The sequence below is a fragment of the Amycolatopsis vastitatis genome (genome assembly GCF_002234595.1).
Taxonomy (GTDB): Bacteria; Actinomycetota; Actinomycetes; order Mycobacteriales; family Pseudonocardiaceae; genus Amycolatopsis; species Amycolatopsis vastitatis.
Genome location: NZ_NMUL01000045.1, coordinates 123,890 through 149,537 on the forward strand (window position 1 = coordinate 123,890; position 25,648 = coordinate 149,537).

Below are 25,648 nucleotides of genomic sequence, written 5' to 3' on the forward strand. Positions count from 1 at the left end.
CGACCCGGCTCGCGCAGGTGCGGCGCATCTCACCCGATCGGGTGGGGCCCCGGGGCGGACCGTGCCGTCGATTCCCGGCTGGACCAGGCGCTTCGTTCGTGCTGGACGCCGTCGGCGCTCGACGTCCGGGGCACGTCGTTCGCCGAGAGCGGAGGCCTGCTGCTCGCCGGTCCGCCGGAAACTGTCGGTGGTGCCGCGCATCATGGACGACGTGGCAGCTGACGTTCTCGACCTCTTCTCCCCCGCGACCCGGGACTGGTTCGCGGGGGCCTTCGCCGCGCCCACCGCGGCGCAGGAAGGGGCCTGGCGGGCCGCGCACGCGGGCGAGCACGCCCTCGTCGTCGCGCCGACCGGGTCCGGCAAGACGCTGTCCGCGTTCCTCTGGGCGCTGGACAGGCTCTCGGTGGAGCCGCCACCGGCGGAAGCGACGAAACGCTGCCGCATCCTCTACGTCTCGCCGCTGAAGGCCCTGGCGGTCGACGTCCAGCGGAACCTGCGCGCCCCGCTCGCCGGGATTTCGCAGGCCACCCGGCGGCTCGGGCTGCCGGTGCCGCAGATCGAGGTCGGCATGCGCACCGGCGACACCACCGCGGCCGAGCGCCGCACGTTCGGCAAGACCCCGCCGGACGTGCTGGTCACGACCCCGGAATCGCTGTTCCTCATCCTCACGTCGTCGGCGCGGGAGTCGCTGCGCGGCGTCGAGACCGTGATCGTCGACGAGGTGCACGCGGTCGCCGGCGGCAAGCGCGGGGCACATCTCGCGCTCTCCCTCGAGCGGCTGGACGCGCTGCTGGCGAAGCCGGCGCAGCGGATCGGCCTGTCGGCGACGGTCCGCCCGATCGACGAGGTGAGCGCGTTCCTGGCCGGCGGCCGTCCGGTGCGCGTGGTCCAGCCGAAGCTGGCGAAGACCATCGAGGTCCGCGTCGAAGTCCCGGTCGAAGACATGAGCAACCTCGACGCGCCCCGCGGCGGCCCGGCGCCGAGCCCGCTCGACGCGCTGGAGTCGCTGGAGTCGCTGACCGAGGCGTTCCCGCCCGGGAACATCGCGCCGGGCGGCCTGGGCACGCTCGAGGAGATGGCGGGCAACCCGGTGCAGCGGCCGTCGATCTGGCCGGCGGTCGAAGAGCGGGTGCTGAGCCTGATCCGCGCCCACCGCTCGACGATCGTCTTCGCCAACTCGCGCCGGCTGACCGAGCGGCTCACCGCCCGGCTCAACGAGCTGGCCGCCGAGCAGACGGAGCTCACGCCCGCCGACGCGTTCCCCGCCGAAGCCGTCGGGCAGTCCGGGGTGAGCACCGGCGCGCCGCCGGTGATCGCGCGGGCGCACCACGGGTCGATGTCGCGGGAGCAGCGCACCCACGTCGAAGAGTCGCTGAAGTCCGGGCAGCTGCCGTGCGTGGTGGCGACGTCGTCGCTGGAGCTGGGCATCGACATGGGCGCGGTCGACCTCGTGGTGCAGATCGAGGCACCGCCGACGGTGGCGTCCGGGCTGCAGCGGGTCGGCCGGGCCGGGCACCAGGTCGGCGCGGTGTCCTCGGGGGTGATGTTCCCCAAGTTCCGCGGTGACCTCGTCTCGTGCGCGGTGGTCGCGGAGCGGATGGCGACCGGCGCGATCGAGGCGGTCCGCTACCCGCGCAACCCCCTGGACGTCCTGGCGCAGCACGTCGTGGCCATGGTCGCGCTCGAACCGTGGACGGTGCCGGACCTGGCGTCGCTGGTCAGGCGGGCGGCGCCGTTCGCCGCGCTGCCCGACGACGCGCTGCACGCGGTGCTCGACATGCTCGCGGGCCGGTACCCGAGCGAGGAGTTCGGCGAGCTGCGGGCGCGGATCACCTGGGACCGCATCAGCGGCGAGCTGCGCGGGCGGCCGGGCGCGCAGCGGCTGGCGGTGACCTCGGGCGGCACGATCCCGGACCGCGGGCTGTTCACTGTGATGACCCCGGGCTCGGACGACAAGCCCGGCTCGCGCGTCGGCGAGTTCGACGAAGAGATGGTGTACGAATCGCGCGTCGGCGACACCATCCTGCTCGGCACGTCGTCGTGGCGGATCACCGACATCACGCACGACCGCGTCATCGTGGTGCCCGCGCCGGGCGAGCCGGCGCGGATGCCGTTCTGGAAGGGCGACGCGCCGGGCCGTCCGCTGGAGCTCGGCCGGGCGCTGGGCAAGTTCGTCCGCGAACTGTCCACATCGGACGATCAGAAAGCCAGGGAACGGGCCGAGGCGGCGGGGCTGGACGAGCGGGCCTGCGACAACCTGCTCAACTACCTGGCCGAGCAGAAGTCCGCCACCCGGCACGTGCCGAACGACCGGACGATCCTGCTGGAGCGCTACCGGGACGAGCTCGGCGACTGGCGGATCGTCGTGCACTCGCCGTTCGGCGCGCAGGTGAACGCGCCGTGGGCCCTCGCGATCGCCGCGCGGCTGCGCGAAAACCGCGGGGTCGACGCCCAGGTGGCGCACTCCGACGACGGCATCGTCCTGCGCCTGCCGGACGCGCTGGACGCCGAGGGCGCCGACGTCACCATCGGCGCCGACGACGTGCTGCTCGATCCCGAAGAGGTCGAGCAGCTGATCGTCGCCGAGGTGGGTGGCTCGGCCGTGTTCGCCGCAAGGTTCCGGGAGTGCGCGGCTCGGTCGCTGCTGCTGCCGCGAAGGGACCCGCGGCGCCGCACCCCGCTGTGGCAGCAACGGCAGCGCGCGTCGCAGCTGCTGTCGGTCGCGGCGAAGTACGAACGGTTCCCGGTCGTGCTGGAGGCGATGCGCGAGGTCCTGCAGGACGTCTACGACGTGAGCGGTCTGCGGGAGCTGATGGCCGACGTCCGGGCCCGCAAGGTCCGGCTCGTGGAGGTCGAGACGCCGGCCGCGTCGCCGTTCGCGCGCAGCCTGCTCTTCGGGTACGTCGGGATGTTCCTGTACGAGACCGACGCGCCGCTGGCCGAGCGGCGGGCGGCGGCGCTGTCGCTGGATTCGGCGCTGCTGGCCGAACTGCTCGGCACCGAGGCGATCCGCGAACTGCTCGACCCGGAAGCCGTGCGCGAGGTGGAGCGGTCGCTGCAGCGGCTCGAACCCGACCGGCACGCGCGCTCGGCCGAGGACGCCGCCGACCTGCTGCGGTTCCTCGGCGACCTGACCGTCGAAGAGGCCGCCGAACGCGGGATCCGGGCGGAGTGGCTGACCGAGCTGGAAGCGGCGCGGCGGGCGATCCGGGTGCGGATCGGCGGCACCGAACGGTTCCTGGCCATCGAGGACGCGGGCCGGGTGCGGGACGCGCTCGGCACCGCGCTGCCGGTGGGCGTGCCCGAGGCGTTCACCGAACCGGTCGCGGACCCGCTCGGGGACCTGCTGTCGCGGTACGCCCGGAGCCGGGGGCCGTTCGCGGCGGCGGACGCGGCCGCCCGGTTCGGGCTGGGCACGGCGGTCGTCACGGGGGTCCTCGACCGGATGACCGGGGAAGGCCGCCTGGTCCGGGGCGAGCTGAGCCCGGTCGGGCACCCGGACACCCACGGGGTGGGCGTCGAGTACTGCGACTCGGCGGTGTTGCGAAGGCTGCGGCGGGCGTCGCTGGCGAAGCTGCGCGCCGAGGTGGAGCCGGTCGAACCGGCGGCGCTGGGCCGGTTCCTGCCGGCGTGGCACGGGTTCGGCGGGCGCGTCCGGGCGGCGCCGACGGCGGACGACGTGCTGTCGGTCGTCGAGCAGCTGGCCGGGGCGCCACTGCCGGCGAGCGCGGTGGAGTCGCTGATCCTGCCCGGGCGGCTGCCGGGCTACTCCCCCGCGCTGCTGGACGAGCTGACGACCGCGGGCGAGGTCACGTGGGCGGGCTGCGGCGCGCTGTCCGGCGGCGACGGCTGGATCGCCCTCGCTCCCACCGACGTCGCCGACCTCCTGCTGCCCGAAGTCGTCGAGGACATCCCGACCGGCCCGCTGCACGACGCGATTGTGTCCACTTTGGAGGGTGGCGCGCTGTTCTTCCGCCAGCTGGTGGACCGCGCGACCGTGCTGGTGGACCAGGCACCGAACGACGCCGAAGTCGTGGCCGCGCTGTGGGACCTGGTGTGGGCCGGGCTGGTCACGGGCGACACGCTGGGGCCGCTGCGGGCCCAGGTCGCCGGGCACGGCGCGCACAAGCCCCGGCGGCAGGCGCCTCGCGGCCGGTACGCGCGGCTGCGGGCGGGGCGGCCGCAGATGCCGTCGCGGTCCGGGCCGCCGACCGTCGCCGGGCGGTGGGCGCTGACGCCGGCCCGGGAGACCGACGCGACCCGACGGGCCCACGCGCGGACCGAGGCGTTCCTGGAGCGGCACGGCGTCCTGACCCGCGGCGCGCTCGACACCGAACGCGTCAGCGGCGGGTTCTCCGGGATCTACAAGGTGCTCCGCGGCATGGAGGACACCGGCCAGGTGATCCGCGGCTACGTCGTCGAGGGGCTCGGCGCGGCGCAGTTCGCGGCGAAGGGCGCGGTGGACCGGCTGCGTGCGCTGTCCGGACCCGGCCGTCCGGCGCCCGGCCGCGCGGTGGTGCTGGCCGCGGCGGACCCGGCCCAGCCCTACGGTGCGGCCCTGCCCTGGCCGGCCGCGACAGGCGACACGAAGCACCGTCCCGCCCGCAAGGCCGGCGCCCTGGCGGTGCTGGTCGACGGCGTGCCGGCGCTCTACGTCGAGCGAGGAGGCCGGTCACTGCTGAGCTTCACGGAGGAGCGGCAACCCCTGTCGGAGGCGGCCCAGGCGTTGTCGGCGGCGGTCCGGGAGGGCTGGCTGGGCCAGCTGGCCGTCCAGCGCGCGGACGGCGAGCAGGCGCTGACCTCGGAGCTGGCGGAAGTGCTGCGGGAGGCGGGTTTCCGGGCGACGCCGTCCGGCCTGCGCCTCCGGGCCTGAGGCGGCGCCGGGTTCCCGATTCCATCGCGGCGCCCTTCGCCGCTGCCCTAAGCTGCCAGTCCGACACGCACGAAGGATGTTCTGCTCATGGCGATGCGCGAACTGCGCTATTTCGGGGATCCGATCCTCAAGTCCGTCTGCGACCCGGTCACCGTGTTCGACGAGAAGCTCGAGGCGCTGGTGCGGGACCTGCTCGACTCGGTGAAACCGGCCGGGCGCGCCGGGCTGGCCGCGCCGCAGATCGGGGTGGGGCTTCGCGTTTTCAGCTACGACGTCGCCGGGCTCACCGGGTACCTCATCAACCCCGAGATCGTCGAGCTGTCCGAAGAGACGCACGAGATCACCGAGGGCTGTCTGTCGGTGCCGGAGCTGTGGTTCCCCACGAAGCGGGCGAAGCACGCGAAGGTCCGGGGCGTCGACGTCCACAACGAGCCGATCGAGGTCGAAGGCGAGGACGTGCTGGCGCAGTGCCTGCAGCACGAAACCGACCACCTCGACGGCATTCTCTACCTCGACCGGCTCACCGCCGAGCGCAAGAAGACCGCCCTGCGCGAAGCGCGGGACAAAGACTGGTTCTGGAAGCGCTGAGCCTGCTCAAGCGGGCAGGAACAAGCGCAGCTTGGCACCACCCTCCTCGCCGCGTTCCATGTCTGGTTCCGTGCGCAGGCCGGCGCGGGCCGCGGTGCGGGGCAGCGCGTCGTCGCCCGCGAGGGAGTCCGCCGACAGCTCCGTGATGCCCTGTGCCTCCGCGAGCACCGCGAGCCGTGCCAGCAACGCCGTGCCGATTCCCTGCCGCTGCCACGCGTCCTCCACCAGGAGCGAGATCTCGGCGCCGCCCGACATCAGCGGAATCAGCTGTCCCAGGCCGATCACCTCGCGGCCGAACACGGCGAGCACGCTCGTGCCGCGCGGTGGCACCAGGAGCCGGTGCAGCCGGCGGCGCGGCATCGTCCGCATGCCCGTGTGGTAGCGCCGGAAGAGCGTCGCCATCGAGCAGCGGCGGTGCAGTTCGGACACCGCGTCGGCGTCGCCGGGGACGCCCTTGCGCAGGACGATCGCCGCGCCGTCCGGACGGTCGAGGACCACCGGGCCGGCGACGTTCCGCACCGCCGCGGTGAGCAGCGTCACCAGGGCTTCGGCGCGAGTCAGCTCCAGCTGCACGAACGGTGCCCACTGGCGGCGCGCCACCAGGGCGCTGTCGGCGCCCAGCTCGAACACCGCCCGGTGCCCGCTCTCGGTGCGGGCCGGGTTCGCTTCGGCGGCCGGGACGAGCGTGACGACGTCCGCGCCGAGGACGTCCTTCAGCACGTCGGCGAGGCGGGCCGGGTCGTCGATCGCCCGGCGGGCCGCCAGCAGCGTCGACGAAGACGGGTCGACCAGCTCGTGGACGTCCGCGTCGATGATCGCGGTGCACTCGCAGCCCTCCGCGCGGATGGCGTCGGCCAGGTGCCGCCGGGGCAGGCCCGTCGCGGGGCGCAGCACGATCTCGTCGAGCACGCCGCCGGGCACCGGCAGCACGCTCAGGCCGAGGATGTTGCACTCGAGGTCGGCGAGCCGGATGGCGATGCGGGCCAGCGTGCCCGGGTGGTCGTGCATCCGGATCCGCACCCGCCACGCCGACGGGGTGGCGGGCTCCTCGACGGCGGCCGTCCGGCCGGGCTGGGGCAACGCTCTGGAGGTCTCCATGCCCCCACGGTCCCCCGCGGTTGTTGCCGCTCCAGGGCGCCGGTGTTTCGCGCAGGTCAGCGTTGGACGCGCTCTCGCAACCCGGGCGAAACACTCAGCCACGACCGCAGCTCGGTCGCCAGCGCGACCGGGGCGTCCAGCTGGATGAGGTGCCCCGCGCCGGCGACCGGGGTGAAGGTCGCGCCCCGGATGCCCGCGGCGAGCCGCTCGCCGATGGACGGCGGGATCCACGTGTCCTCGGCACCCCACAGGACGCGGACCGGCAGGTCGACCTCGCCCAGCCGTTCCTCGTTCTCGACCAGGTATTGCTCGTCGTACGCGGCGATCTGGCGGTAGAACGCCGGCTGGCCCTCTTCACCGAGCCACGGCGCGACGAGCGCATCCAGATCGGCCTCCCGCAGCTGCCGGAAACTCGCGTTGCCGACGTAGGCCCGGACCAGCGCCTCGTGGATGTAGGGCGGAACTTGGGCGAGCACGTCCGGATGCTCCTTGACGAGCCGGAAGAACGGCGAGCTAGGTCAGCGCGGGGTCAGCACGCAGAACTCGTTGCCCTCCGGGTCCGTCAGCACGCGCCACGGAAGCGCGGGACCACCCAGGTCCGCCGACGCCGCCCCGGCCGCGATGACCTCCGTCACGGCCGCGGCGTGGTCGGCGCCCGCCGGCGGCGCGATGTCCAGGTGCACGCGGTTCTTGACCCGCTTGACGTCGTCGTTGCGCAGGAATTCCAGCCACGGCCCGCGACCCGAGGGCGCGCGCAGGCCCACCAGCACCTCGCCCTCGCGAACCTCGATCGGGCGGCCCGTGACCCGCGCCCAGAAGTCCGCCAGGACCGCGGGGTCGTGGGCGTCGACCAGGATCGACGCCACCGCGCCGGTCTCCGCGTACCGGTCGCGGGGCTCGAGCACGCAGAACTCGTTCCCTTCCGGGTCCGCCAGCACCACCCACGGCACGGCGCCCTGCCCGAGGTCGACCCGCCGGCCGCCCAGCTCCAGGGCGCGCGCCACCAGCTCGGCCTGGTGCGCGAGAGTCGTGCTCGCCAGGTCCAGGTGGATCCGGTTCTTACCCACCTTGGGTTCCGGGACCGGCACGAAGACGAGATCGAGGTCCCAGCCGTCGGTCTCCGGGGCGCGGACGTCGACCTCGCCGGACTCCTCGACGGCGACGTGCCAGCCGAGCAGCGCGGCCCAGAAGTCCGCCAGGACCCTCGGCCGCGCCGCGTCGATCACCACGTTCACCAGGCGCGTGTTCATGCGCCGCAGGCTAGCTGCCATTCCCGACAGTCACCCCCGACAGTTCCGGTTCGGCTTCCCCACCGGCCGGGTCATCGGGTCGCGAGCCGCAGCAGCGCCCAGAGCTGGGCCGCCTGGTCGTGCACGCCCCGCACGGTCACCGAGGTCAGGGACGCGCGGCCCCAAAGCCACAGGTAGATCTGCGCGGGTTTCGCCGTGACGACGTCGTCGGCGTTCTCGGCCTCCTCGGCCGAACAGCGCCAGGCTTCCGTGGTCTCCGGTCCGGCCCGCGCGATCCAGCTGTGCGCGCCGGACCGCACGCCGACCGAGCCCGCTTTCGTGCCGGTCAGCCCCAGCATGGGCAGCTTCTGCCCGAACCACAGGGTCAGTGCTTCGTCGATGCCGTCGAGCGCGAGGTCTTCGGGCACCCCGCGCGGGTCCGCGCCCGCGGCCTGCTCGACGTCGACGCGGTGGAGGAGTGTCTCGTGCAGCATGCGCCGCCGCCAGAACCCGTACGTCGGGTCCGCCGGCCACCAGGTGTCGGCGCGCTCCTCCGGGTCGTGCGCGGCCAGTTCGTCCAGGAGTTCGGCGAGGCCCGTCTCCAGGAACTCCCGCAGGCTCTGGCCCGGTTCGGGGTCACGCTGCCAGTCTTCGGGACTCCGGCCCTCCACCAGCCGGCGCCGGACCACCCGGTAGAGGCTTCCGACGTGCCGGGCCACCTCGCCGAGCGACCAGCCGGGGCAGGCCGGCACCGGGGCATCGACCGGCGCCGCGTGCACGGCCTCGGCCAGCACCCGGCCTTCGATCCCCAACGCCGTGAGCAGCCGCCCGGAGTCGACCAGGCCGTGCTCACGCGACATGGGCTTCCCCGGTGATCGGCAGGCCGTGCACCAGGCGGCGGACGAGTTCGAGGAACGGCGTGGCGGCCCGCACCAGCCCAGCGGCCGACTCAACGGTGACCTTGCCGGTGATCCCGGCCTGCGCGGCGGCGCGGGCGGCCGAGTTGCCCGCGAAGAAGGCGGACCATTCCCGCAGCTCGGGAGCGACGGAGTCGAGCAGGACCCAGGTGCTGGCCGGGCGCGCGCGGCCCCGGTGCGGACGGCCACGGGCAGCGAGCACGGCGGCGGCACCGCGCAGCGCCGCGAGGTAGGCGCCGATGAACCGCTCCGCGGGATCGGTCTCCCGCTCGGCCTCGGCGAGCCCGCGCCGCGCCTGCGCGAGCAGACCGGCGGCGACCGGCGGAGCGGGCGGGCGCACGGCCATGGGGAGCAGGGACTGGTCGGACTCCGTGCCGGTGGCCGGAGGACGCGGCGGCAGCCGAGGCCGGTCGGCCTCCGGCTCGGCGACGGACGGGCGCAGCGACGTGGCCAGTGCCTGCTCGGACTCCACCTCGGCGGCAGGCGGACGCAGCGGCATCGGCGCCTGAGGCACGCCAGCCTCCGACTCCGCGACGGACGAACGCAGCGACATCGGCAAAGCCTGCTCGGACCCCACCTCGACAGCCGACGAGCGCGACGACACCGGCAGCCCAGCCCCGCCGGACTCCAGCTCAGCAGCGGAACGGCACAGCGGCATCGGCAGCTCGGGCTGCCGGGAATCCACCACCGGAGCCGAGGCCGGCGAGTGCCGCCGGGGGCGGACGTGGTGGGTTCCGGCCGCCGCCGGGGTGACCGGCGGGCGCAGCGACATGGGCAGCTGCGGCTGCCCCGGATCCGTGGGGGACACGACCTTGACGGACATGGCGACCCTCCTCCCGCGCGGGGTGAGCCCGATCGGGGGCCCGGTGCCGAGACGCTTCCCCCGTCCCGGTACCGGGCACCTGACCGGTGCGCGCTCACCGATGTCGAACGCTTGTTCGAACGATTTCCAGAGTAACCCCGACCCGGCGTCCGCTCAAGCCCACCGGGGCGATCCCGGACGTGGTGCGGGACACCAGGTCGGTGGCGTGATCTCATAGGTTCATGAGTTCGCTGGACCACCCCGCCGTCGCCAAGGTGGCGGCCGCGCTGGCCGAAGCCGGGCAGCACGCCGCCGCCGAAGGCATCCGCGTGCTGCCCGCCGAGGTCCGGACCGCCGCCCAGGCGGCCGAAGCACTCGGCGTGCCCGTGGGGGCCATCGCCAACAGCCTCATCTTCCGCCTGGGGTCCGACAAAAACGCGCTCCTCGCCCTGACCTCCGGCGCCCACCGCGCCGATCCGGCCACCCTCGCCCGGCTGGCCGGCGCCGAGATCGGCAAGGCCGACGCCGACTTCGTCCGGGCGTACACCGGCCAGCCGATCGGCGGGGTCGCCCCTGCCGGGCACCCGCGGCCGCTGCCGACGCTCGTCGACACCGCGCTGCGGGACCACGACGTCGTCTGGGCCGCCGCCGGGCATCCGAAGACCGTCTACCCCACCACCTTCGCCGGGCTGGTGGCGTTGACCGGGGGCACCCCGGGCGCGCTCGGCGGCGCGGAGGAAGATGGACAGCCGTGACCGCGATGCCCGCCGGCTGCTCCCGCTACGTCCAGCTCTCCGCGGACGAGTTCCGCGCACGCCTGCCCGAAGCGCTCGACATCTACGTCCGGGCGATGCGGTACCCGGTGGGCACCGCCGAGCAGCGCGCACCGATGTGGCTCACCCACGCGCTGCGTGAGGGCTGGCGCTGCATGGCCGCCCTCGACGCCGACGACGTCCTGCTCGGTGTCGCCTACGGCTACCGCGGGCGGGCCGGGCAGTGGTGGCACGAGCAGGTCCGCCACGGCCTGAGCCGCCGGTCCGGGCCCGCCGAGGCCGACCGCTGGCTGTCGGACTACTTCGAGCTGACCGAGATCCACGTCCGGCCGGAGAACCAGGGCCACCAGATCGGCGAGGACCTGCTGCGCGGCCTGCTCGACGGCGTGCCCAGCGCGAACGTGCTGCTCTCCACGCCCGAGGGCACCAGCCGGGCGTGGAAGCTCTACCGCCGGACCGGGTTCGTCGACGTCCTGCGCGACTACCACTTCGCCGGCGACCCGCGGCCGTTCGCGATCCTCGGGCGCGCGCTGCCCCTCGAACCGCGCTGATCCCTCACCGCGGTTCCGGGCGGCAGTAGCCGACCACCAGCGCCGCGACCAGCACGGCGGCGCCGCACCACGCCGTGACGCTCAGCCGCTCGCCGAACAGGACCGCGGACAGCACCGCCGCCGTCAGCGGCTCGAGCACCGCCGCCAGCGCGCCCAGAAGCGGGTGCGCGTCCGCCAGGCCGCGCAGGTACGCGGCGTAGGCGAGCGCGGTCGGCACCGCGCCGAGGTAGCACGCCACGAGGAGGACGTCCGCGTGCAGCGGCAACGCCATGCCGGACCAGCTCGCCACGGGGGCGAGCAGCAGCCCGCCCGCCAGGCAGCCGAACGCCGTCGTGGGCAACGGCTCCAGGCCCTCGACCGGCTTGGCGGTGAGCAGCGTGAGGGTGGCGAAGCCGGCCGCCGCGAGCAGCGCGAAGCCGAGCCCGGCGAGAGAGGTCGCTTCCCCCGGTGACCAGCGGAGCAGCACCAGGCCGGCGAGGGTGCCGGCCAGCGAGACCAGCGTCCAGCGGTGCGGTTTCCGCCGCCCGGCGAGGGTGACCACAACGGGTGCGGCGCCGATGGTGGTCATGGTCGCGACGCTCACCGAGCTGAGCGCGACGGCGGCGAAGTAGCTCGCCTGGAACAGGGCGAACAGCCCGCCGACCGCGGCGACGCGTTTCGCCGCTTCGGCCGTGCGCGGGAAGGTGCCGCCGGTCAGGAGAACGAACAGGGACGCGGTGCCGCCGCCGACGAGCAGCCGGTAGGCGGCGACGGCGAGCGGGTGGAGATCGGCGAGGTCGCCGAGCAGCGAGCCGGCGAGGCCGCCGGTGCCCCACAGGACACCGGCGAGAACGAGCGCGGCCGACGAACGGGCGCGCGCGGGTGTGGCGATGGACATCGGAAGAACGCTCCTGCGTCGAAGGAAAAGGGAGTTCGACGACGCGGGGCGGTGCGCAAGACAAATCAGCCGCGGGCCTCGGAGCCACGCGGCGAGGGACCACCCCGCTCAGGCGCGAGGCGGCGGGGTGACGAAGAGAATTCGGCGCACGAGGGGGAATCTAGCGGGGAGAACGGGGCGGCGCGACGAGTTTTCCCCAGGGCCGCACGGCGCCCCCGGTGAGCAGCGGTCAAGGGGCCGCCGAGCCGGGCGCCGCGCTCGACGACATGAATGAGTCATTCATGTCGTCCGGCGACGTAAATGACTCATTTATGACATCGCAGCAGCCGCCGCCGCCACGCACGGCGAGCGGACGTGCGTTTCCGGGGCCCGGGCACACGGCAGGAGGCCTCGGCCCACACGTCAGTCCAGCTGGGACAGCTGCTCCCGCAGCGTGTCCAGCCCCATGCCGCCCAGCTTCAGCGCCTCCGTGTGGAACCGCTTGATGTCGAACGGCTTCCCGGCCCTCACCTGGGCCTCCGAGCGCGCCGCCAGCCAGAGGCGCTCGCCGATCTTGTACGCCGGGGCCTGGCCGGGCCAGCCGAGGTAGCGGTCGATCTCGTCGTGGAGGTGGGCCGGGTCCGTGATCGTGCGGCTCAGCATGAACTCCAGGCCCAGCTCCGGGGTCCACCGCGAGCCTTCGTGGAAGCCGGTGCCCGCGGGGATTTGCAGCTCCAGGTGCATGCCCAGGTCGACGATCACCCGGGCCGCGCGGAACAGCTGCTCCGAAAGCATGCCCAGCAGGTCGCCGTCGTCCGCAAGGTAGCCCAGTTCCTGCATCAGGCGCTCCGCGTACAGGGCCCAGCCCTCCGCGTGGCCCGATGTGAACGCCATCATCCGCTGGTACTTGTTCAGCGCGCCCGACTGGTCCACCGCCGTCGCGATCTGGAGGTGGTGGCCCGGGGCTCCTTCGTGGTACACGGTGCTCGTCTCGCGCCAGGTGCTGAACTCGTCGCGGCCCGCGGGCAGCGACCACCACATCCGGCCCGGACGGCCGAAGTCCTCGCTCGGTCCCGTGTAGTACGCGCCGACGCCGCCGCCCGGCGGGGCGATCTTGCACTCCAGGGCCATCACGCGGTCGGAGATGTCGAAGTGCTTGCCGCGCAACGACTCCAGCGCCTGGTCGGACAGGCGCTGCATCCAGGCCTCGAACTCAGCACGGCCGCGGACGCGGTAGCGCGGGTCGGCGTCCAGCACCGCGGCGGCTTCCGCGGGGGTCGCGCCCGCCTTGACGCGGTTCGCGACGGCGCGCATCTCCTCCTCGATCCGGGCGAACTCCGCCCAGCCCCATTCGTAGGCCTCGCGCAGGTCCAGCGTGGCGCCGACGAAGTACCGCGACCACAGGCGGTAGACGTCCTCGCCGACGGCGTCCTTGACCGGGGCCTTCGGCGCCAGCTCGGCACGCAGGAACCCGGCGAACTCCGCGAACGCCTCGTCGGCGGCGCGGGCGCCGTGCGCGAGGTCCGACTTCAGCGCTTCGCCCTGCGAAGACGCTCCGCCGGCGAGCGCGGTGAAGAACCCCTTCTCCTCCTTCAGGCCGGCCCACGTTTCGCACTGCTCCGCCACCTTCGCGACCTGGCGCAGGGCCGCGACGTGCCCCGCGTCGGCTGCCGAAAGCAGGCCGCTGCGGACGCCGGCCAGCGCCTTCGGCACCTCGCCGAGCCGGGTCGCGACGACCGACCAGTCGTGCTCGTTCTCGAGCGGCATCAGGTCGAACACCATCCGCAGCTCCTGCACCGGGCTGGCGATGACGTTGAGGTTCGCGACGTCGAGGCCGGCCTCGTGGATCTCCAGCTCCAGGCCGACGCGCTCGGTGAACACAGCCTTGGCGGCGCGTTCGGCGGCGTCCCGCGGTTCGGCGGCGGCGACGGCGGCGTGGGCCCGCGCGGCCAGCCCGGCGCGCTCGGCGAACCCGTCCGCCGAGTAGTCGGTCAGCCGGTGGTCGTGCCCGGCGATGCCGTGCGCGGTCGCCGCGACGGGGTCCGCGGCCGCGTAGTCGTCGACATAGCGGTCGCAGATCCCGTGCACGCCCTCGGAAGCAGTAGAAGCCATGCGCCGCACGCTACCGGGCCACCGGTGGGCAGTGGTACGTACTTAAGCACGGGCTGGGACCAGGCCCAGCCGGGCGATCACCTCGCGCGTCGCCTTCGACCGGTTGAACGTGTAGAAGTGCAGGTTCGGCACGCCCTCGGCGATCAGCTTCTCGCACAGCTCGGTGGTGACGTCGATGCCCGCGGCGCGGAACGCCTTGGGGTCGTCGGCCAGCGGCTCGAGCCGGTCGAGCAGCTTCCGCGGGGCCGGCGCGCCGGACAGCTTGATCGTCGTCTGCAGGGTCCGCATCGTGGTCAGCGGCATGACGCCGGGCAGCACCGGGACGTCGCAGCCGGTCGCGGCGACGCGGTCGCGCAGCCGCAGGAAGTCCTCGGCGTCGTGGAACAGCTGGGCGATCGCGAAGTTGGCGCCCGCGCGCAGCTTGCGGACCAGGTACTTCGTGTCGGTCTCCAGGTCGGGCGAGCGCGGGTGGCCGTAGGTGTACGCCGACACGCCGACGCAGAAGTCGCCCAGCTCGCGCACGAGCTGGACCAGCTCTTCGGCGTAGGTCAGGCCCTCCGGGTGCGGGATCCAGTCGCCGTAGACGTCGCCCGGCGGGTCGCCGCGCAGGGCGAGGATGTTGCGGACGCCGACCGAGGCGTACCAGCCGATCACGTTGCGCAGCTCGGCGACGGAGTGGTTGACGGCGGTCAGGTGCGCCATCGGCACCAGCGTCGTCTCGGTCGCGACGCGGGCGATGCTGCGGATCGTGCCGTCGCGGCTGGAGCCGCCGGCGCCGTAGGTGATCGACATGTAGGCCGGGTCGTACGGCTCGAGCTCCCGGACGGCCTTCCACAGGACGGCCTCGTCCGCCGTGTCACGGGGTGGGAAGAACTCGATGGAGAACTTCGGCCCGTCTCCGCGCAACCGCTCGATCACCGACGTCATAAACGCATGTTAAAGGCCGACGCCCGGCATCCGGGAGCCCCCGTCCGCGTCGCGAGACAGTCATTCGAGTCACCTTCGAGGACTAAGCTGGACCCGGGAGTGAGCGATGAGGGACGACGACGCGAGCTGGGACGAGGACGTGCGCCTCGCGGTCTACCGCGCCTTCGCCGGTCACGGCCGTGCGCCGAGCGCCCCGGAGCTGGCCGACGCGGCGGGCGGGTCCCTGGCCGTCGCCAAGCAGGCGCTGCACCGCCTGGCCGACGCCCACCACCTGGTCCTCGACGAGCGCGAGCACGTCGTGCTGGCGCACCCGTTCGCCGCGAAGTCGCTCGGCTTCTCCGTGATGGGCTCGCACACGCTCTGGTGGGGCGGCTGCGCGTGGGACTCGTTCGCCATCCCCCACCTGGTCGACGCCGAGCCGGAGGTGCTCGTCGCGACCCGCTGTCCCGGCTGCGGGCAGCCGCACGCGCTGGTCGTGAACCGGACGACGCCGCCCGAGGGCGTCCAGGTGGCGCACTTCCTCGTGCCCGCCGCGCGGATGTGGGACGACGTGCTGCACACCTGCGCGAACCAGCGGCTCTTCTGCTGCGAGTCCTGTGTGGACGCCTGGCTGGCGGAAACCGGGCAGGCCAAGGGGTCCGTGCTGGATCTGGTCACGCTCTGGCGGCTCGCGCGTGGCTGGTACGAGGGCAGGCTCGAACGCGGCTACCGGCGGCGTGAACCGGACGACGCCGTCGCCTACTTCGCCGAAGCGGGCCTGACGGGCCCGTTCTGGGCGGCCACGGCCGCAGTCTGATTCGCCACACCGGGGGTGCCCCGGCCGACCGGGCGGCCACGGGTTCGGCGAGGATGACGTCATGAACGCCGACGTCGACCTGCCCGCCCACGTCGAGCGCGCGCTGGCCGGGTTCCTCGGCCGGGCGAGCGCCGAAATCCTCGTGACCGAGCCGACCGTGGCCGCCGGGATCGACGCGCTGAGCGGGTTCGTGCTGAACGGCGGCAAGCGGCTGCGCCCGACGTTCGCCTGGTGGGGCTGGCGCGGCGCGGGCGGCGACCCGGCGGGCCCGGACGCCGAGGGTGTCCTGCAGGCGGTGTCCAGCCTCGAGCTGATCCAGGCGTGCGCGCTGATCCACGACGACCTGATCGACTCCTCCGACTCCCGCCGCGGCTTCCCGACCGTCCACATCGCGGGCGCGAAGCTGCACGCGGACCGCGGCTGGCTCGGTTCGCCGTCGACGTTCGGCCTGGCCACCGCGGTGCTGGTCGGCGACCTGGCGCTGGCCTGGGCGGACGACATGTTCGCCGACGCCCCGTTGCCGGCCGGGACGCTCGCCGCCGCGCGCCCGGCCTGGCGCGCGATGCGCACCGAGGTCCTGGCCGGGCAGTACCTCGACGTCCGGACGCAGGCGACCGGCGACGCCTCCGTCGAGGCCGCGCTCAAGATCGACAAGCTGAAGACGGCCGCCTACACCGTGCAGCGGCCGCTGCACCTGGGCGCCGCGCTCGGTGGCGCCTCCCCCGAGCTGATCGCCACCCTGCTGGAGTTCGGCGGCGAAGTCGGCGTCGCGTTCCAGCTGCGCGACGACCTGCTGGGCGTGTTCGGCGACCCGTCGGTCACCGGCAAGCCCGCCGGCGACGACCTGCGGGAAGGCAAGCGCACCCTGCTGGTCGCGCTCGGCCTGCAGCTCGCCGCGGAAAAGGGCGAGCGGGCCGCGGCCACCGTGATCGCGGACGCGATCGGCGACGCCGACCTGTCCGACGAGGGCGTGGAGACCGTCCGGATGGCCCTGCAGCAGGTCGGCGCGGTCGACGCGGTCGAGCGGCGGATCGACGAGCTGACTCGAGCGGCGATGGCCGCCCTCGAGCGCGCGCACCTGGCCGAGCCGGCGCCCGAGGCGCTGACCGGGCTGGTCGTCAAGGCCACCCAGCGGACGTACTGACGTGCGGAAGATCGACGGCCGGGCGGACCACGTCGTCGTGATCGGGGCCGGGCTGGCCGGGCTTTCGGCGACACTGCACCTGCTCGGCGCGGGACGGCGGGTCACGCTGCTGGAGCAGGCCGACGTCCCGGGCGGGCGGGCCGGGCAGCAGAGCTTCGACGGCAACGCCGTGGACACCGGCGCGAGCGTGCTCACCATGCCGGAGCTGCTGGAAGAGGCGTTCGCCGCGGTCGGCGAGCCGCTGGCGAAGAACGTGCGCCTGACCCGACTCGACCCGGCCTACCGGGCGCGCTTCGCCGACGGCTCCACGCTGGCGCTGCACACCGACGGCGAGGCGATGGAGGCCGAGATCCGCGCCTTCGCCGGCGCCCGCGAAGCGGTGGGCTACCGGGCGCTGCGGCGCTGGCTGACCGAGCTCTACACCGTGCAGAAGGACCACTTCCTCGCGGCGAACTTCGACTCGCCGCTCGGCCTGGCCCGCCCCGAGCTGGCGAAGCTCGCCGCGCTGGGCGGGTTCGGCAGGCTGGGCCCGCGCGTCGGCCGGTACCTGCTCGACGAGCGCGTCCGGCGGCTCTTCTCCTTCCAGGCGCTCTACGCGGGTCTCGATCCGGCGCGGGCGATGGGGGCGTACGGCGTCATCGCCTACATGGACACCGTCGGCGGCGTCTACTACCCCGAAGGCGGGATGGGTGAAATCGGCCGGGCGATGACCGGTGCCGCCGCACGGGCGGGCGCGGACGTGCGCTTCGGCACCGAAGCCGCTTGGCTGGAACGGGTCGCGTCGCGAGTGCGAGCGGTCCGCACGCGCTCGGGCGAACGCATCGCGTGCGACGCCGTCGTGCTGGCCACCGAGCTGGGGACGGCTTACCGGCTCCTCGGGGCGCGGCCCCGGCGGCCGGTGCCGCTGCGCTATTCGCCGTCCGCCGTGGTCCTGCACGGCCGCACCACCCAAGCGTGGGACCTCGGGCACCACACGATCTTCTTCGGCGGCGCCTGGGAGCGGACGTTCGCGGAGATCATCCGCGAAGGCAAGCTCATGAGCGACCCGTCACTGCTGGTCACCCGGCCGACGGCGACGGACCCGGGGCTGGCCGGCCGCGGCGGCGAGATCGTCTCGGTGCTCGCGCCCGCCCCCAACCTGCGTCGCGGGCCGATCGACTGGGAACGCCTACGCGGGCCGTACCGCGAAGAGCTGCTTCGCACGCTGGAGGCACGCGGGCTGACCGGCTTCGGCGACGAGTTCACCGTCGACGAGACGATCACCCCGGCGGACTGGGCGGCACGCGGGCTGACGGCCGGGACGCCGTTCTCGCTGGCGCACACGTTCGCGCAGACCGGCCCCTTCCGGCCGGCGAACCTGGTGCGCGCGGCGGGCAACGCGGTACTGGCCGGCTGCGGCACGACCCCGGGTGTCGGCATCCCGCCGGTGCTCATCTCCGGACAACTGGCAGCGGAAAGGATCACCGGCCGGTGAACGAACTCGACGCCGCGGGTATCACCGAGCCGGCCCTGCGCGCCGCCTACACCGCGTGCCGCCGCATCAACGCGCACTACGGGCGGACGTTCTTCCTGGCCACGCGGCTGCTGCCGGCCAGGGCCCGGCCGGCCGCGCACACGCTGTACGGGTTCGCGCGGATGGCCGACGAACTGGTCGACAACCCGTCGCCGGGCAGTGACCCGGCGGCCGAGCTGGACCGTGTCGCGGCCATGGTCGACGTCGTCTTCGAGGGCGGGACGCCGGACGACCCGGTGCTGGTGGCGCTGTCGGACACGGTGCGCCGGTACGGCCTCTCGCGGGAACTGTTCGACGCGTTCCTGAAGTCGATGCGGGCGGACCTCAAGCCCGTCGAATACACGACGTTCGCGGAGCTGGGCGAGTACATGTACGGCTCGGCCGCGGTCATCGGGCTGCAGATGCTGCCGGTCTTCGGCACCGTCGGCCCGCTCGCCGACGCCGAACCGGGCGCGATCGCCCTCGGCGAGGCGTTCCAGCTGACGAACTTCCTGCGCGACGTCGGCGAGGACCTCGACCGCGGGCGGCTCTACCTGCCGGCCGCGGAACTGGCCGCGTTCGGCGTCTCGCGGGAGCTGCTGGAGCGGCGGTGCCCCGATCCGCGGATCCGCGCCGCGCTGGCGTACTTCGTGGCGCGGACGCGGGCGGTGTACCGGCGGGCCGAAGCCGGGGTGGCGCTGCTGCGTCCCGAATCGCGGCCCTGCGTGCGGACGGCGTTGACGCTGTACGAAGGAATCCTCGACGAGATCGTCGCGCTGGACTACGACATCCTGACGCGGCGGGCGGTGGTCCCGAAGCGGCGGAGGCTGGTAGTCGCGCTACCACCCTTGGCCGCGGTCTGGGCGAGCGAGACGTTCCGCGGCGGTCGTAGGCTGCGATCATGACCGAACGACGCATCCGGATCGGCTTGCAGCTCCAGCCGCAGCACGCCGACTACGACACCATCCGGCGCACCGCGTCGGCGGCCGAGGACCTCGGCGCCGACATCGTCTTCAACTGGGACCACTTCTACCCGCTGTACGGCGAGCCCGAGGGCAAGCACTTCGAGTGCTGGACGATGCTGGGCGCGTGGGCGGAGTCGACGTCCCGGGTGGAGATCGGCGCGCTGGTCACCTGCAACAGCTACCGCAACCCCGAGCTGCTGGCCGACATGGCCCGCACGGTCGACCACATCTCGGGCGGGCGGCTCATCCTCGGCATCGGCTCCGGCTGGTTCGAGAAGGACTACGACGAGTACGGCTACGAGTTCGGCACGGCGGGCGGCCGCCTCGACGACCTGGCGGAGTCCCTCCCCCGGATCGAGTCGCGCCTTGGCAAGCTGAACCCGGCGCCGACCCGCAAGATCCCGGTGCTCATCGGCGGCGGCGGCGAGAAGAAGACGCTGAAGCTCGTGGCGAAGCACGGCGACATCTGGCACGGCTTCGGCGACCCGGAGGTCGTCGGCCGCAAGGTGAAGATCCTCGACCAGCACTGCGCGGACGTCGGCCGCGACCCGGCCGAGATCGAGCGCTCGTGCGGCGTGCAGGGCGAGCCGGACGAGCTGGGCCCGAAGCTCCTCGACCTGGGCGTCACGACGTTCACGGTCGGCGTGGGCGGCCCGGACCACGACCTCGGCGCGCTGAAGAAGTGGATTGCCTGGCGCGACAAGACCCAGAGCTGAATTTCACCTCCGCGCCCGGTGCGCGGCGACGCGTTCGCGCGTCGCGCACCGGGGCGAGCAAAACCGCCGCGGGCTGCCGCCGCCTGTGTGCGCGGCTCCGCCGAAGAAGCCCAGCCTCAAGGTCGGCTTCAGGGTTCTGGTCCGCAACGCGCCACTGCGGCGGGCGACCACCGCCTCGACGATCTCCTGCGCCGGGATCGGCATGATCACCATCTGTTACCCCCTGCGGGCAGGGTTCAGGCAAAGTCGTAGCGGCCCATGTCAGGCGCCTCCCGCGCGTGAAAGGCACGCTGACGGCATAACCGGCACCCCACCCAGACCCCTCCCTGCCACCCCGATACGAAGCCAGAACACGGACGGCAGTACCGGGTCAAGGCACGCTTTCCCGCCTTGACGCGGTGCTACCGTCCGTAGTCACAATCCGGCTTCGGGGTGGTGGGTTACCAAGCCGCAACGACACGACACCTACGCGGCCCAGCGACGGCGGCGAGCGTGAAGATCACCGGCCCGGCGGCCGGTGTGGTCGCTCCCGGCGTGCCTGCTCACCGCCGCGGCCGTCCAAGCAGCCGCCGCGGTGACCTGTTTGCGCAGGTCAGAACGCCATCGCCTGCGCTCGCCGCTTGACCTCGGTGCCGTGGCTGGTGCGCAGCGCGTTGATGGGGGTGCTGCCCGGCAGCGTGTCGTCCGCGGCGAACAGCCACCGCAGCATCTCCGTCCGGCTGTACCCGGAGTCGGCGAGCACGGTGATCGTCCCGGTCAGGCCCTTGACGACCCCGTCCTTCACGAAGAAGTCGCTGGGCACGCACAGTTCGCCGCGCCGCCTCACCGCGATCAGCTGCCCGTCCCGCAGCATCTGCCGGACCTTGTTGCTCGACGTCCCGAGGACGTTCGCCACCTCCTGCAACGGGAGGACCTCGATGGCGGTATCGAGGATGTCTTCGGCGACAGGAATCCCACTCACAGGTGACACTGTGCCACATTTCGTCCCCTCACCCGCTAGTACGCACGGGTGACCCGCGAGGTCTCCTCCACGAGGCGTACGCGGTTCCGTACGATCCATACTCGTGACACGCACCCACCCCAGCCTGGTCGGCACGCTCCTGGAGCGGCGCTACCGGGTGGACCGGCTGCTCGCCCACGGCGGAATGTCTTCCGTCTACCGGGGGACGGACACCCGGCTGGACCGTCCGGTCGCGATCAAGATCATGGACCCGCGGTTCGCGGACGACCGGTCGTTCGTGGACCGGTTCGTGCGGGAGGCCCAGTCCGCGGCACAGCTGCACCACCCGCACGTCGTGGCGGTGCACGACCAGGGGTTCGACCTGCCGCAGGGTGCGGAGTCGGGGCTGGCGTTCCTGGTGATGGAGCTGGTCGACGGCGGCACGCTGCGCGACCTGCTGGACGACAAGGGTCCCTTGGACGTCGCGCTGGCGCTGAGCGTGGCCGAGCCGGTGCTGTCGGCGCTGGCCGCCGCGCACCGGGCAGGCCTGGTGCACCGCGACGTGAAGCCGGAGAACGTGCTGATCGGCCGGACGGGACCGCACACCGGCGGCGCGGTGAAGGTCGCCGACTTCGGCCTGGTGCGGGCCGTGGCGAGCGCGGGCACGACGAGCTCGAGCGTCATCCTCGGCACGGTCGCCTACCTGTCGCCGGAGCAGGTCGCGACCGGCGCGGCCTCCTCGCGCGGCGACGTCTACTCGGCCGGGATCCTGCTCTACGAAATGCTCACCGGCCGGGTGCCCTACACCGGCGACACCGCGATCTCGGTGGCCTACCGGCATGTGAACGACGACGTGCCGCGCCCGAGCGAGCTGCGCCCGGACCTCCCGCCGGCGCTGGACGACCTGATCACGCGCGCGACCCGGCGGGACCCGGCGCTGCGCCCGGCCGACGCCGGCGACTTCCTGACCGAGCTGACGGCGGTGCGCGCGCAGCTGGGGCTGCTCCCGGTGACCGTGCCGGTCCCGGTTTCGCACGGCCAGGGCGACCTCGCCGACACCGAGCGGACGCTGCCGCGGATCCCGCAGGTCCTGCCGGACTCCGAGAAGACGATGCCGGTGCACCGGCCCAACCCGACGCAGGCGCTGAGCCACCCGGGCACCCCGCCACCGGGGGTGCCCGTGGGCGGCGCGGTGCCGCCGGTGCGGCCGGCCCCGCGGCGGCGGAGCCAGGCGGAACCGGAGAAGCCGAAGGACAACCGGAAGCGGATCGCCCTGATCGCCGCCGCGGTGCTGCTGTTCGGCGGGCTGATCACGGCGTTCGCGTTCATGCTCACCGACGGCGGCGGCGACAAGATCGCGACCGTGCCGAAGCTCGTCGGCCTGAACCAGGCCGCGGCCGGGGACGCGCTGCGGGCGGTGAAACTGAACCCGCAGTTCAGCCAGGAGTTCGACAACACGGCGCCGTCGAACACCGTGCTGCGCGTCAGCCCCGCGGAGGGCACGACGGTGGCGCCGAACTCCTCGGTGTCGGTCGTGCTGTCGAAGGGCCGCCCGGTGGTGCCGGACATCCGGCCGGGCACCGCACTGGCCGACGCCGAGCAGGCGATCAAGGCGTCCCAGCTGACGCCGGTCCGCGGGGGCGACGACTTCGATTCCGACGTCCCGCAGGGCGCCGTCATCCGCACGACGCCGTCGGCGGGCAGCCAGCTCACCATCGGCGGCCAGGTCACGATCATCGTGTCGAAGGGCCCGATCCCGCTGCCGCCGGTCCCGGACGTCACCGGCCGGTCCAAGGACGAGGCGTTCCAGATCCTGCAGCAGGCCGGGTTCGAGCCGTTCCAGGCGGGCGAGGAGTTCAAGCAGGACGTCCCGGGCGGGGCGGTGACCCGGACCGACCCGTCGGCCAACACGCAGCCGAAGGCGAAACGGATCGGCGTCTTCGTCAACAACGCCGTCCAGGTGCCGGACGTCCGGTTCCGCTCGTTCGGCGACGCGCAGAAGATCCTCGAGCAGGCCGGGCTGAAGGCCGACCGCGACGGCGGCCGCGGGCGCGGCGGCGGCGGGTTCGACTTCGTCTTCGAGCAGGACCCGCAGCCGGGCACGTTCGTGCAGAAGGGCAGCAAGGTCAAGCTGAAGGGCTTCGGGGGATGATCGGCAGCCGAGGCCGCGTGACGGGCACGATCGGCCCCGGCCTCATCGGCGAGGTACTGCTGAACGTCCGGGGCGGCACGGAGGCGTTCTACGCCTACCCGGCCGACCCGGACGAGTCCTTCGCCTCCGGCACCCAGGTGCTCGTGGTCGACTTCGAACCCCCTCGGACGGTTTACGTCGAGCGGTGGCAACCCCTGAGCCGCTGACGGCGTAGAAGGGGGACCAACACACGCACAACAGAAAAAGAGCGAGGGGGTCGGTGCCATGAGTCTCGTCGAAATCCTGCTGTACGCGGCGGGTGGGCTCATCGTCCTGCTGTTCGTGATCTTCGGGGTCCTGCGGTTGCTGTACAAGGTCGCGGAACCGAACGAAGCGCTGATCATCTCCGGGCTCGGCGTCCGGGTCGACCGCGCGGACACGGCGGACAGCCTGGGCTTCAAGATCATCACCGGCCGTGGGGTGAACGTCCTGCCCGGCTTCCAGACCGCGCGGCGGCTGTCGCTGGACACCCGGGGCGTCAACCTGCAGGTCTCCTGCGTGACCAAGCAGGGCCTGCCGGTCACCGTCCGGGCCGTCGTGATCTACAAGGTCGGGGACGACTTCGCCTCGATCGCCAACGCCGCCCGCCGGTTCCTGGACCAGCAGAAGGGCATGAACGACACGATCCACGAGCTCTTCTCCGGGCACCTGCGCTCGATCGTGGGCGGGCTGACCATCGAGGAGATGATCCACAACCGGGACGCGCTCACCGGCGAGGTGCGCCAGTCCTCGGCCACCGAGATGATCAAGCTGGGGCTGATCGTCGACTCGCTGCAGATCCAGGAGATCGACGACGAGTCCGGCTACATCCTGAACCTCGGCAAGCCGCACGCCGCCGCGATCGCCGCGTCGGCCCGGATCGCCGAAGCCCAGCGCGACCAGGAAGCCGCCGAAGTCGAGCAGATCTCGGCCGCGAAGAAGGCCGCCGCCGTCCGCGAAAGCCAGATCCAGCAGGCCGGCTACCAGGCCGAGGTCGACCAGGCCCGGGCGAAGATGTCCCAATCGGGTCCGCTGGCCGAGGCGACCGCGCGCCAGGAGGTCGTCGTCCAGGAGACGCGGGCGGCCGAGCTGGAAGCGGCGCTGGCCGAGCAGCGGCTGCAGTCGCAGGTCCGCAAGCCGGCCGACGCGAAGGCGTACGACACCCGGACCGCGGCCGACGCCGCCCGCGACGCTTCGATCGCGAAGGCCCAGGCCGAGGCGAAGGAGACCGAGCTGCGGGCCGCGGCGGACGCGACCCGCGTGAAGACGGCCGCCGAGGCCGAGGCGCAGGCCACGAAGGCACGCGCCGAGGCGATGGCGGGCGCGACCCGGGCGACCGGTGAAGCCGAGGCCGCCGCGGCGAAGGCCCGGGGTCTCGCGGAAGCGGAAGCCGCGAAGGCACGCGGTCTCGCGGAAGCCGAAGCGGCCCGCGCGAAGGGTCTGGCCGAGGCGGACGCGATCAAGGCGCGCGCGGCGGCGCTGGCGGAGAACCAGGAAGCCGTCGTCGCGCAGCAGCTGGCCGAGCGCTGGCCGGAGATCGTCGAGGCCGGCGCGAGCGCGTTCGGCAACATCGATCACATGGTCGTGCTCAACGGCGCCGACGGCATGTCCGACATGTTCGCCAAGGCGCTGTCGCTCGGCGGAACCGGCCTCGGCCTGGCCCGCCAGCTGATGGACGCCATGGGCAAGCCGGCGGACAAGGAGCTCGACGAGGCCGCCCGGCGCAACGGCGAGCTGAAGCTCAGCGACTGATCGTTCACCGTGCGTGTACGGCCCCTGTGTCCCGGATCACAGGGAACAGGGGCCGTACCCCCGAACGGGGGCGGAAATTCCCGCTCGCTTGTCCTACCGTGGGCGCATGGTGCCGGACCGTGCGTCGCGGGCCGTCCGATGAGCTTCTTCACCGGCGGTCCCCGTGAGCGTCCCCTGTTCCCCGTGCCGGAGCAGGAGCTTTACGCGTTCAACGGCCGGCACTGGACCGACGCCCCGCGCGAGCACATCGTCCCGGCCGTGCTGCCGTGGGCGCAGCCGCTGGGCCGGTCGGAACGCACGGTGATCGCGCTGCGGGCCATCGAGGTGTGGCCGGAGGCGCTGACACTGCGCGTCACCGTGTACTCCCGCGACAGCCTGGTCGACAACCCCGCCGAGGGGCTGATCGACCACCGGCGGAAGCCCGACTACAACGGGCTGCTCATCGGTGTCCTCTACGCCGACGGCAGCCGGGCGAGCTCCGAAACGGTCTCGGTGCCGTCCGCGTCCGAGCCGGAGGACCCGGTGCTGCGGGCGCAACCGGTCGGCGGCACGCGGTTCGCCGTCGACCACGAGATCTTCCTGTGGCCGCTCCCCTCGGCCGGCCCGCTGAAGCTGGTCGTGCAGTGGACGGACCGCGAGATCCCGGAGACGCGGACGACGCTCGACGGCGGCGCGATCCGCGCCGCGTCGAAGGACGCCGCGGAAATCTGGCCGGGGCTCGGCAAGCGGCAGGCGAACGGCCTGCCGGTCCGCCGCGTCGGCAAGCAGGTCGCGCTCACCCCTGATTGGGGGACAGCGGTGGTCCGCGCGGAAGAACCCGGGCATGCTCCAGGTGATTGAGTCCCGTTCTTGAGCTGTGAGCCGGGGCACCGCGGCCCGGGGTATCTCGAATGGATGAACGGGGTGGGTCGTTAGCTTCGTGGAAACACGTCGACCACCCGCCCGTC

The 25,648-nt window shown here is 73.2% G+C and carries 22 protein-coding genes and 1 pseudogene; 13 read left to right on the plus strand and 10 right to left on the minus strand.

Annotation, left to right across the window (positions count from 1 at the left end; translation table 11 throughout):
- The first annotated feature begins 202 nt into the window (after nt 1-202).
- Nucleotides 203-4,873, plus strand: a complete 4,671-nt coding sequence (locus tag CF165_RS37905; RefSeq protein ID WP_205661079.1) for an Lhr family helicase — start codon at nt 203-205, stop codon at nt 4,871-4,873.
- A gap of 87 nt (nt 4,874-4,960) precedes the next feature.
- On the plus strand, nt 4,961-5,461 hold the full coding sequence (gene def / locus CF165_RS37910; protein WP_093952414.1) for a peptide deformylase: 501 nt from the start codon (nt 4,961-4,963) through the stop codon (nt 5,459-5,461).
- Between the two features lie 6 nt (nt 5,462-5,467).
- Here def and CF165_RS37915 read toward each other — a convergent pair whose 3' ends face one another.
- The 5 genes from CF165_RS37915 to CF165_RS54120 form a co-directional block, all read right to left on the minus strand.
- A complete protein-coding gene (locus tag CF165_RS37915) occupies nt 5,468-6,559 on the minus strand; it encodes a GNAT family N-acetyltransferase (protein WP_439098538.1) in 1,092 nt (363 codons plus the stop codon).
- Between the two features lie 56 nt (nt 6,560-6,615).
- Nucleotides 6,616-7,035, minus strand: coding sequence for an alpha/beta fold hydrolase (locus tag CF165_RS37920; protein ID WP_205661076.1), 420 nt, complete (start codon nt 7,033-7,035; stop codon nt 6,616-6,618).
- 42 nt (nt 7,036-7,077) lie between these two features.
- Nucleotides 7,078-7,809, minus strand: coding sequence for a VOC family protein (locus CF165_RS37925; RefSeq protein ID WP_093952416.1), 732 nt, complete (start codon nt 7,807-7,809; stop codon nt 7,078-7,080).
- Between the two features lie 71 nt (nt 7,810-7,880).
- On the minus strand, nt 7,881-8,648 hold the full coding sequence (locus CF165_RS37930; protein WP_093952417.1) for a maleylpyruvate isomerase family mycothiol-dependent enzyme: 768 nt from the start codon (nt 8,646-8,648) through the stop codon (nt 7,881-7,883).
- Nucleotides 8,638-9,528, minus strand: coding sequence for an SAV_6107 family HEPN domain-containing protein (locus CF165_RS54120; protein WP_093952418.1), 891 nt, complete (start codon nt 9,526-9,528; stop codon nt 8,638-8,640). The genes CF165_RS37930 and CF165_RS54120 overlap by 11 nt, the downstream gene beginning before the upstream one ends.
- Nucleotides 9,529-9,749: 221 nt before the next feature.
- On the opposite strand from CF165_RS54120, the gene CF165_RS37940 reads away from it, so the two are divergent.
- Together CF165_RS37940 and CF165_RS37945 are read left to right on the plus strand one after the other, a co-directional pair.
- On the plus strand, nt 9,750-10,262 hold the full coding sequence (locus CF165_RS37940) for a YbaK/EbsC family protein (protein WP_093952419.1): 513 nt from the start codon (nt 9,750-9,752) through the stop codon (nt 10,260-10,262).
- Entirely contained in the window at nt 10,259-10,831 is a 573-nt protein-coding gene (locus CF165_RS37945) for a GNAT family N-acetyltransferase (RefSeq protein ID WP_093952420.1), read from the plus strand. Before CF165_RS37940 ends, CF165_RS37945 begins: the two co-directional genes overlap by 4 nt.
- 4 nt (nt 10,832-10,835) lie before the next feature.
- Here CF165_RS37945 and CF165_RS37950 read toward each other — a convergent pair whose 3' ends face one another.
- The 3 genes from CF165_RS37950 to metF all read right to left on the minus strand — a co-directional run bounded on the left by CF165_RS37950 (nt 10,836) and on the right by metF (nt 14,726).
- Nucleotides 10,836-11,708 carry a DMT family transporter gene (locus CF165_RS37950; RefSeq protein WP_093952421.1) on the minus strand — a complete coding sequence of 291 codons (873 nt, stop codon included), beginning with the start codon at nt 11,706-11,708 and terminating at the stop codon, nt 10,836-10,838.
- Nucleotides 11,709-12,110: 402 nt separating this feature from the next.
- On the minus strand, nt 12,111-13,799 hold the full coding sequence (locus tag CF165_RS37955; RefSeq protein WP_205661077.1) for a DUF885 domain-containing protein: 1,689 nt from the start codon (nt 13,797-13,799) through the stop codon (nt 12,111-12,113).
- Nucleotides 13,800-13,841: 42 nt separating this feature from the next.
- A complete protein-coding gene (metF, locus tag CF165_RS37960) occupies nt 13,842-14,726 on the minus strand; it encodes a methylenetetrahydrofolate reductase [NAD(P)H] (RefSeq protein ID WP_093952423.1) in 885 nt (294 codons plus the stop codon).
- 106 nt (nt 14,727-14,832) lie between these two features.
- Between metF and merB the strand changes: the two genes are divergently transcribed.
- The 5 genes from merB (at nt 14,833) to CF165_RS37985 (ending at nt 19,839) form a co-directional block, all read left to right on the plus strand.
- Nucleotides 14,833-15,522: an organomercurial lyase gene (gene merB, locus CF165_RS37965; protein ID WP_093952424.1), complete on the plus strand. Its 690-nt coding sequence runs from the start codon at nt 14,833-14,835 to the stop codon at nt 15,520-15,522.
- Between the two features lie 61 nt (nt 15,523-15,583).
- Nucleotides 15,584-16,666 carry a polyprenyl synthetase family protein gene (locus CF165_RS37970; protein WP_093952425.1) on the plus strand — a complete coding sequence of 361 codons (1,083 nt, stop codon included), beginning with the start codon at nt 15,584-15,586 and terminating at the stop codon, nt 16,664-16,666.
- Nucleotide 16,667: 1 nt separating this feature from the next.
- Nucleotides 16,668-18,140 carry a phytoene desaturase family protein gene (crtI, locus tag CF165_RS37975; RefSeq protein ID WP_093952426.1) on the plus strand — a complete coding sequence of 491 codons (1,473 nt, stop codon included), beginning with the start codon at nt 16,668-16,670 and terminating at the stop codon, nt 18,138-18,140.
- Nucleotides 18,137-19,063: a phytoene/squalene synthase family protein gene (locus CF165_RS37980; protein WP_093952427.1), complete on the plus strand. Its 927-nt coding sequence runs from the start codon at nt 18,137-18,139 to the stop codon at nt 19,061-19,063. Before crtI ends, CF165_RS37980 begins: the two co-directional genes overlap by 4 nt.
- Nucleotides 19,060-19,839 carry an LLM class F420-dependent oxidoreductase gene (locus CF165_RS37985; RefSeq protein ID WP_093952428.1) on the plus strand — a complete coding sequence of 260 codons (780 nt, stop codon included), beginning with the start codon at nt 19,060-19,062 and terminating at the stop codon, nt 19,837-19,839. The genes CF165_RS37980 and CF165_RS37985 overlap by 4 nt, the downstream gene beginning before the upstream one ends.
- 3 nt (nt 19,840-19,842) lie before the next feature.
- On the opposite strand, the pseudogene CF165_RS37990 reads toward CF165_RS37985, so the two are convergent.
- Nucleotides 19,843-19,932, minus strand: a pseudogene (locus CF165_RS37990) (CGNR zinc finger domain-containing protein); the annotation flags it as partial.
- Between the two features lie 499 nt (nt 19,933-20,431).
- On the minus strand, nt 20,432-20,800 hold the full coding sequence (locus CF165_RS51370; protein WP_158226873.1) for an Rv2175c family DNA-binding protein: 369 nt from the start codon (nt 20,798-20,800) through the stop codon (nt 20,432-20,434).
- 103 nt (nt 20,801-20,903) lie between these two features.
- On the opposite strand from CF165_RS51370, the gene pknB reads away from it, so the two are divergent.
- The 4 genes from pknB to CF165_RS38015 all read left to right on the plus strand — a co-directional run bounded on the left by pknB (nt 20,904) and on the right by CF165_RS38015 (nt 25,541).
- Nucleotides 20,904-22,931: a Stk1 family PASTA domain-containing Ser/Thr kinase gene (gene pknB / locus CF165_RS38000; protein ID WP_093952429.1), complete on the plus strand. Its 2,028-nt coding sequence runs from the start codon at nt 20,904-20,906 to the stop codon at nt 22,929-22,931.
- Complete coding sequence (locus CF165_RS38005; protein WP_093952430.1) at nt 22,928-23,137, plus strand: NfeD C-terminal domain-containing protein; 210 nt, start codon at nt 22,928-22,930, stop codon at nt 23,135-23,137. The genes pknB and CF165_RS38005 overlap by 4 nt, the downstream gene beginning before the upstream one ends.
- 58 nt (nt 23,138-23,195) lie before the next feature.
- Nucleotides 23,196-24,701: an SPFH domain-containing protein gene (locus tag CF165_RS38010; RefSeq protein ID WP_093952431.1), complete on the plus strand. Its 1,506-nt coding sequence runs from the start codon at nt 23,196-23,198 to the stop codon at nt 24,699-24,701.
- A gap of 138 nt (nt 24,702-24,839) precedes the next feature.
- Complete coding sequence (locus tag CF165_RS38015; RefSeq protein WP_093952432.1) at nt 24,840-25,541, plus strand: hypothetical protein; 702 nt, start codon at nt 24,840-24,842, stop codon at nt 25,539-25,541.
- Nucleotides 25,542-25,648: the final 107 nt, after the last annotated feature.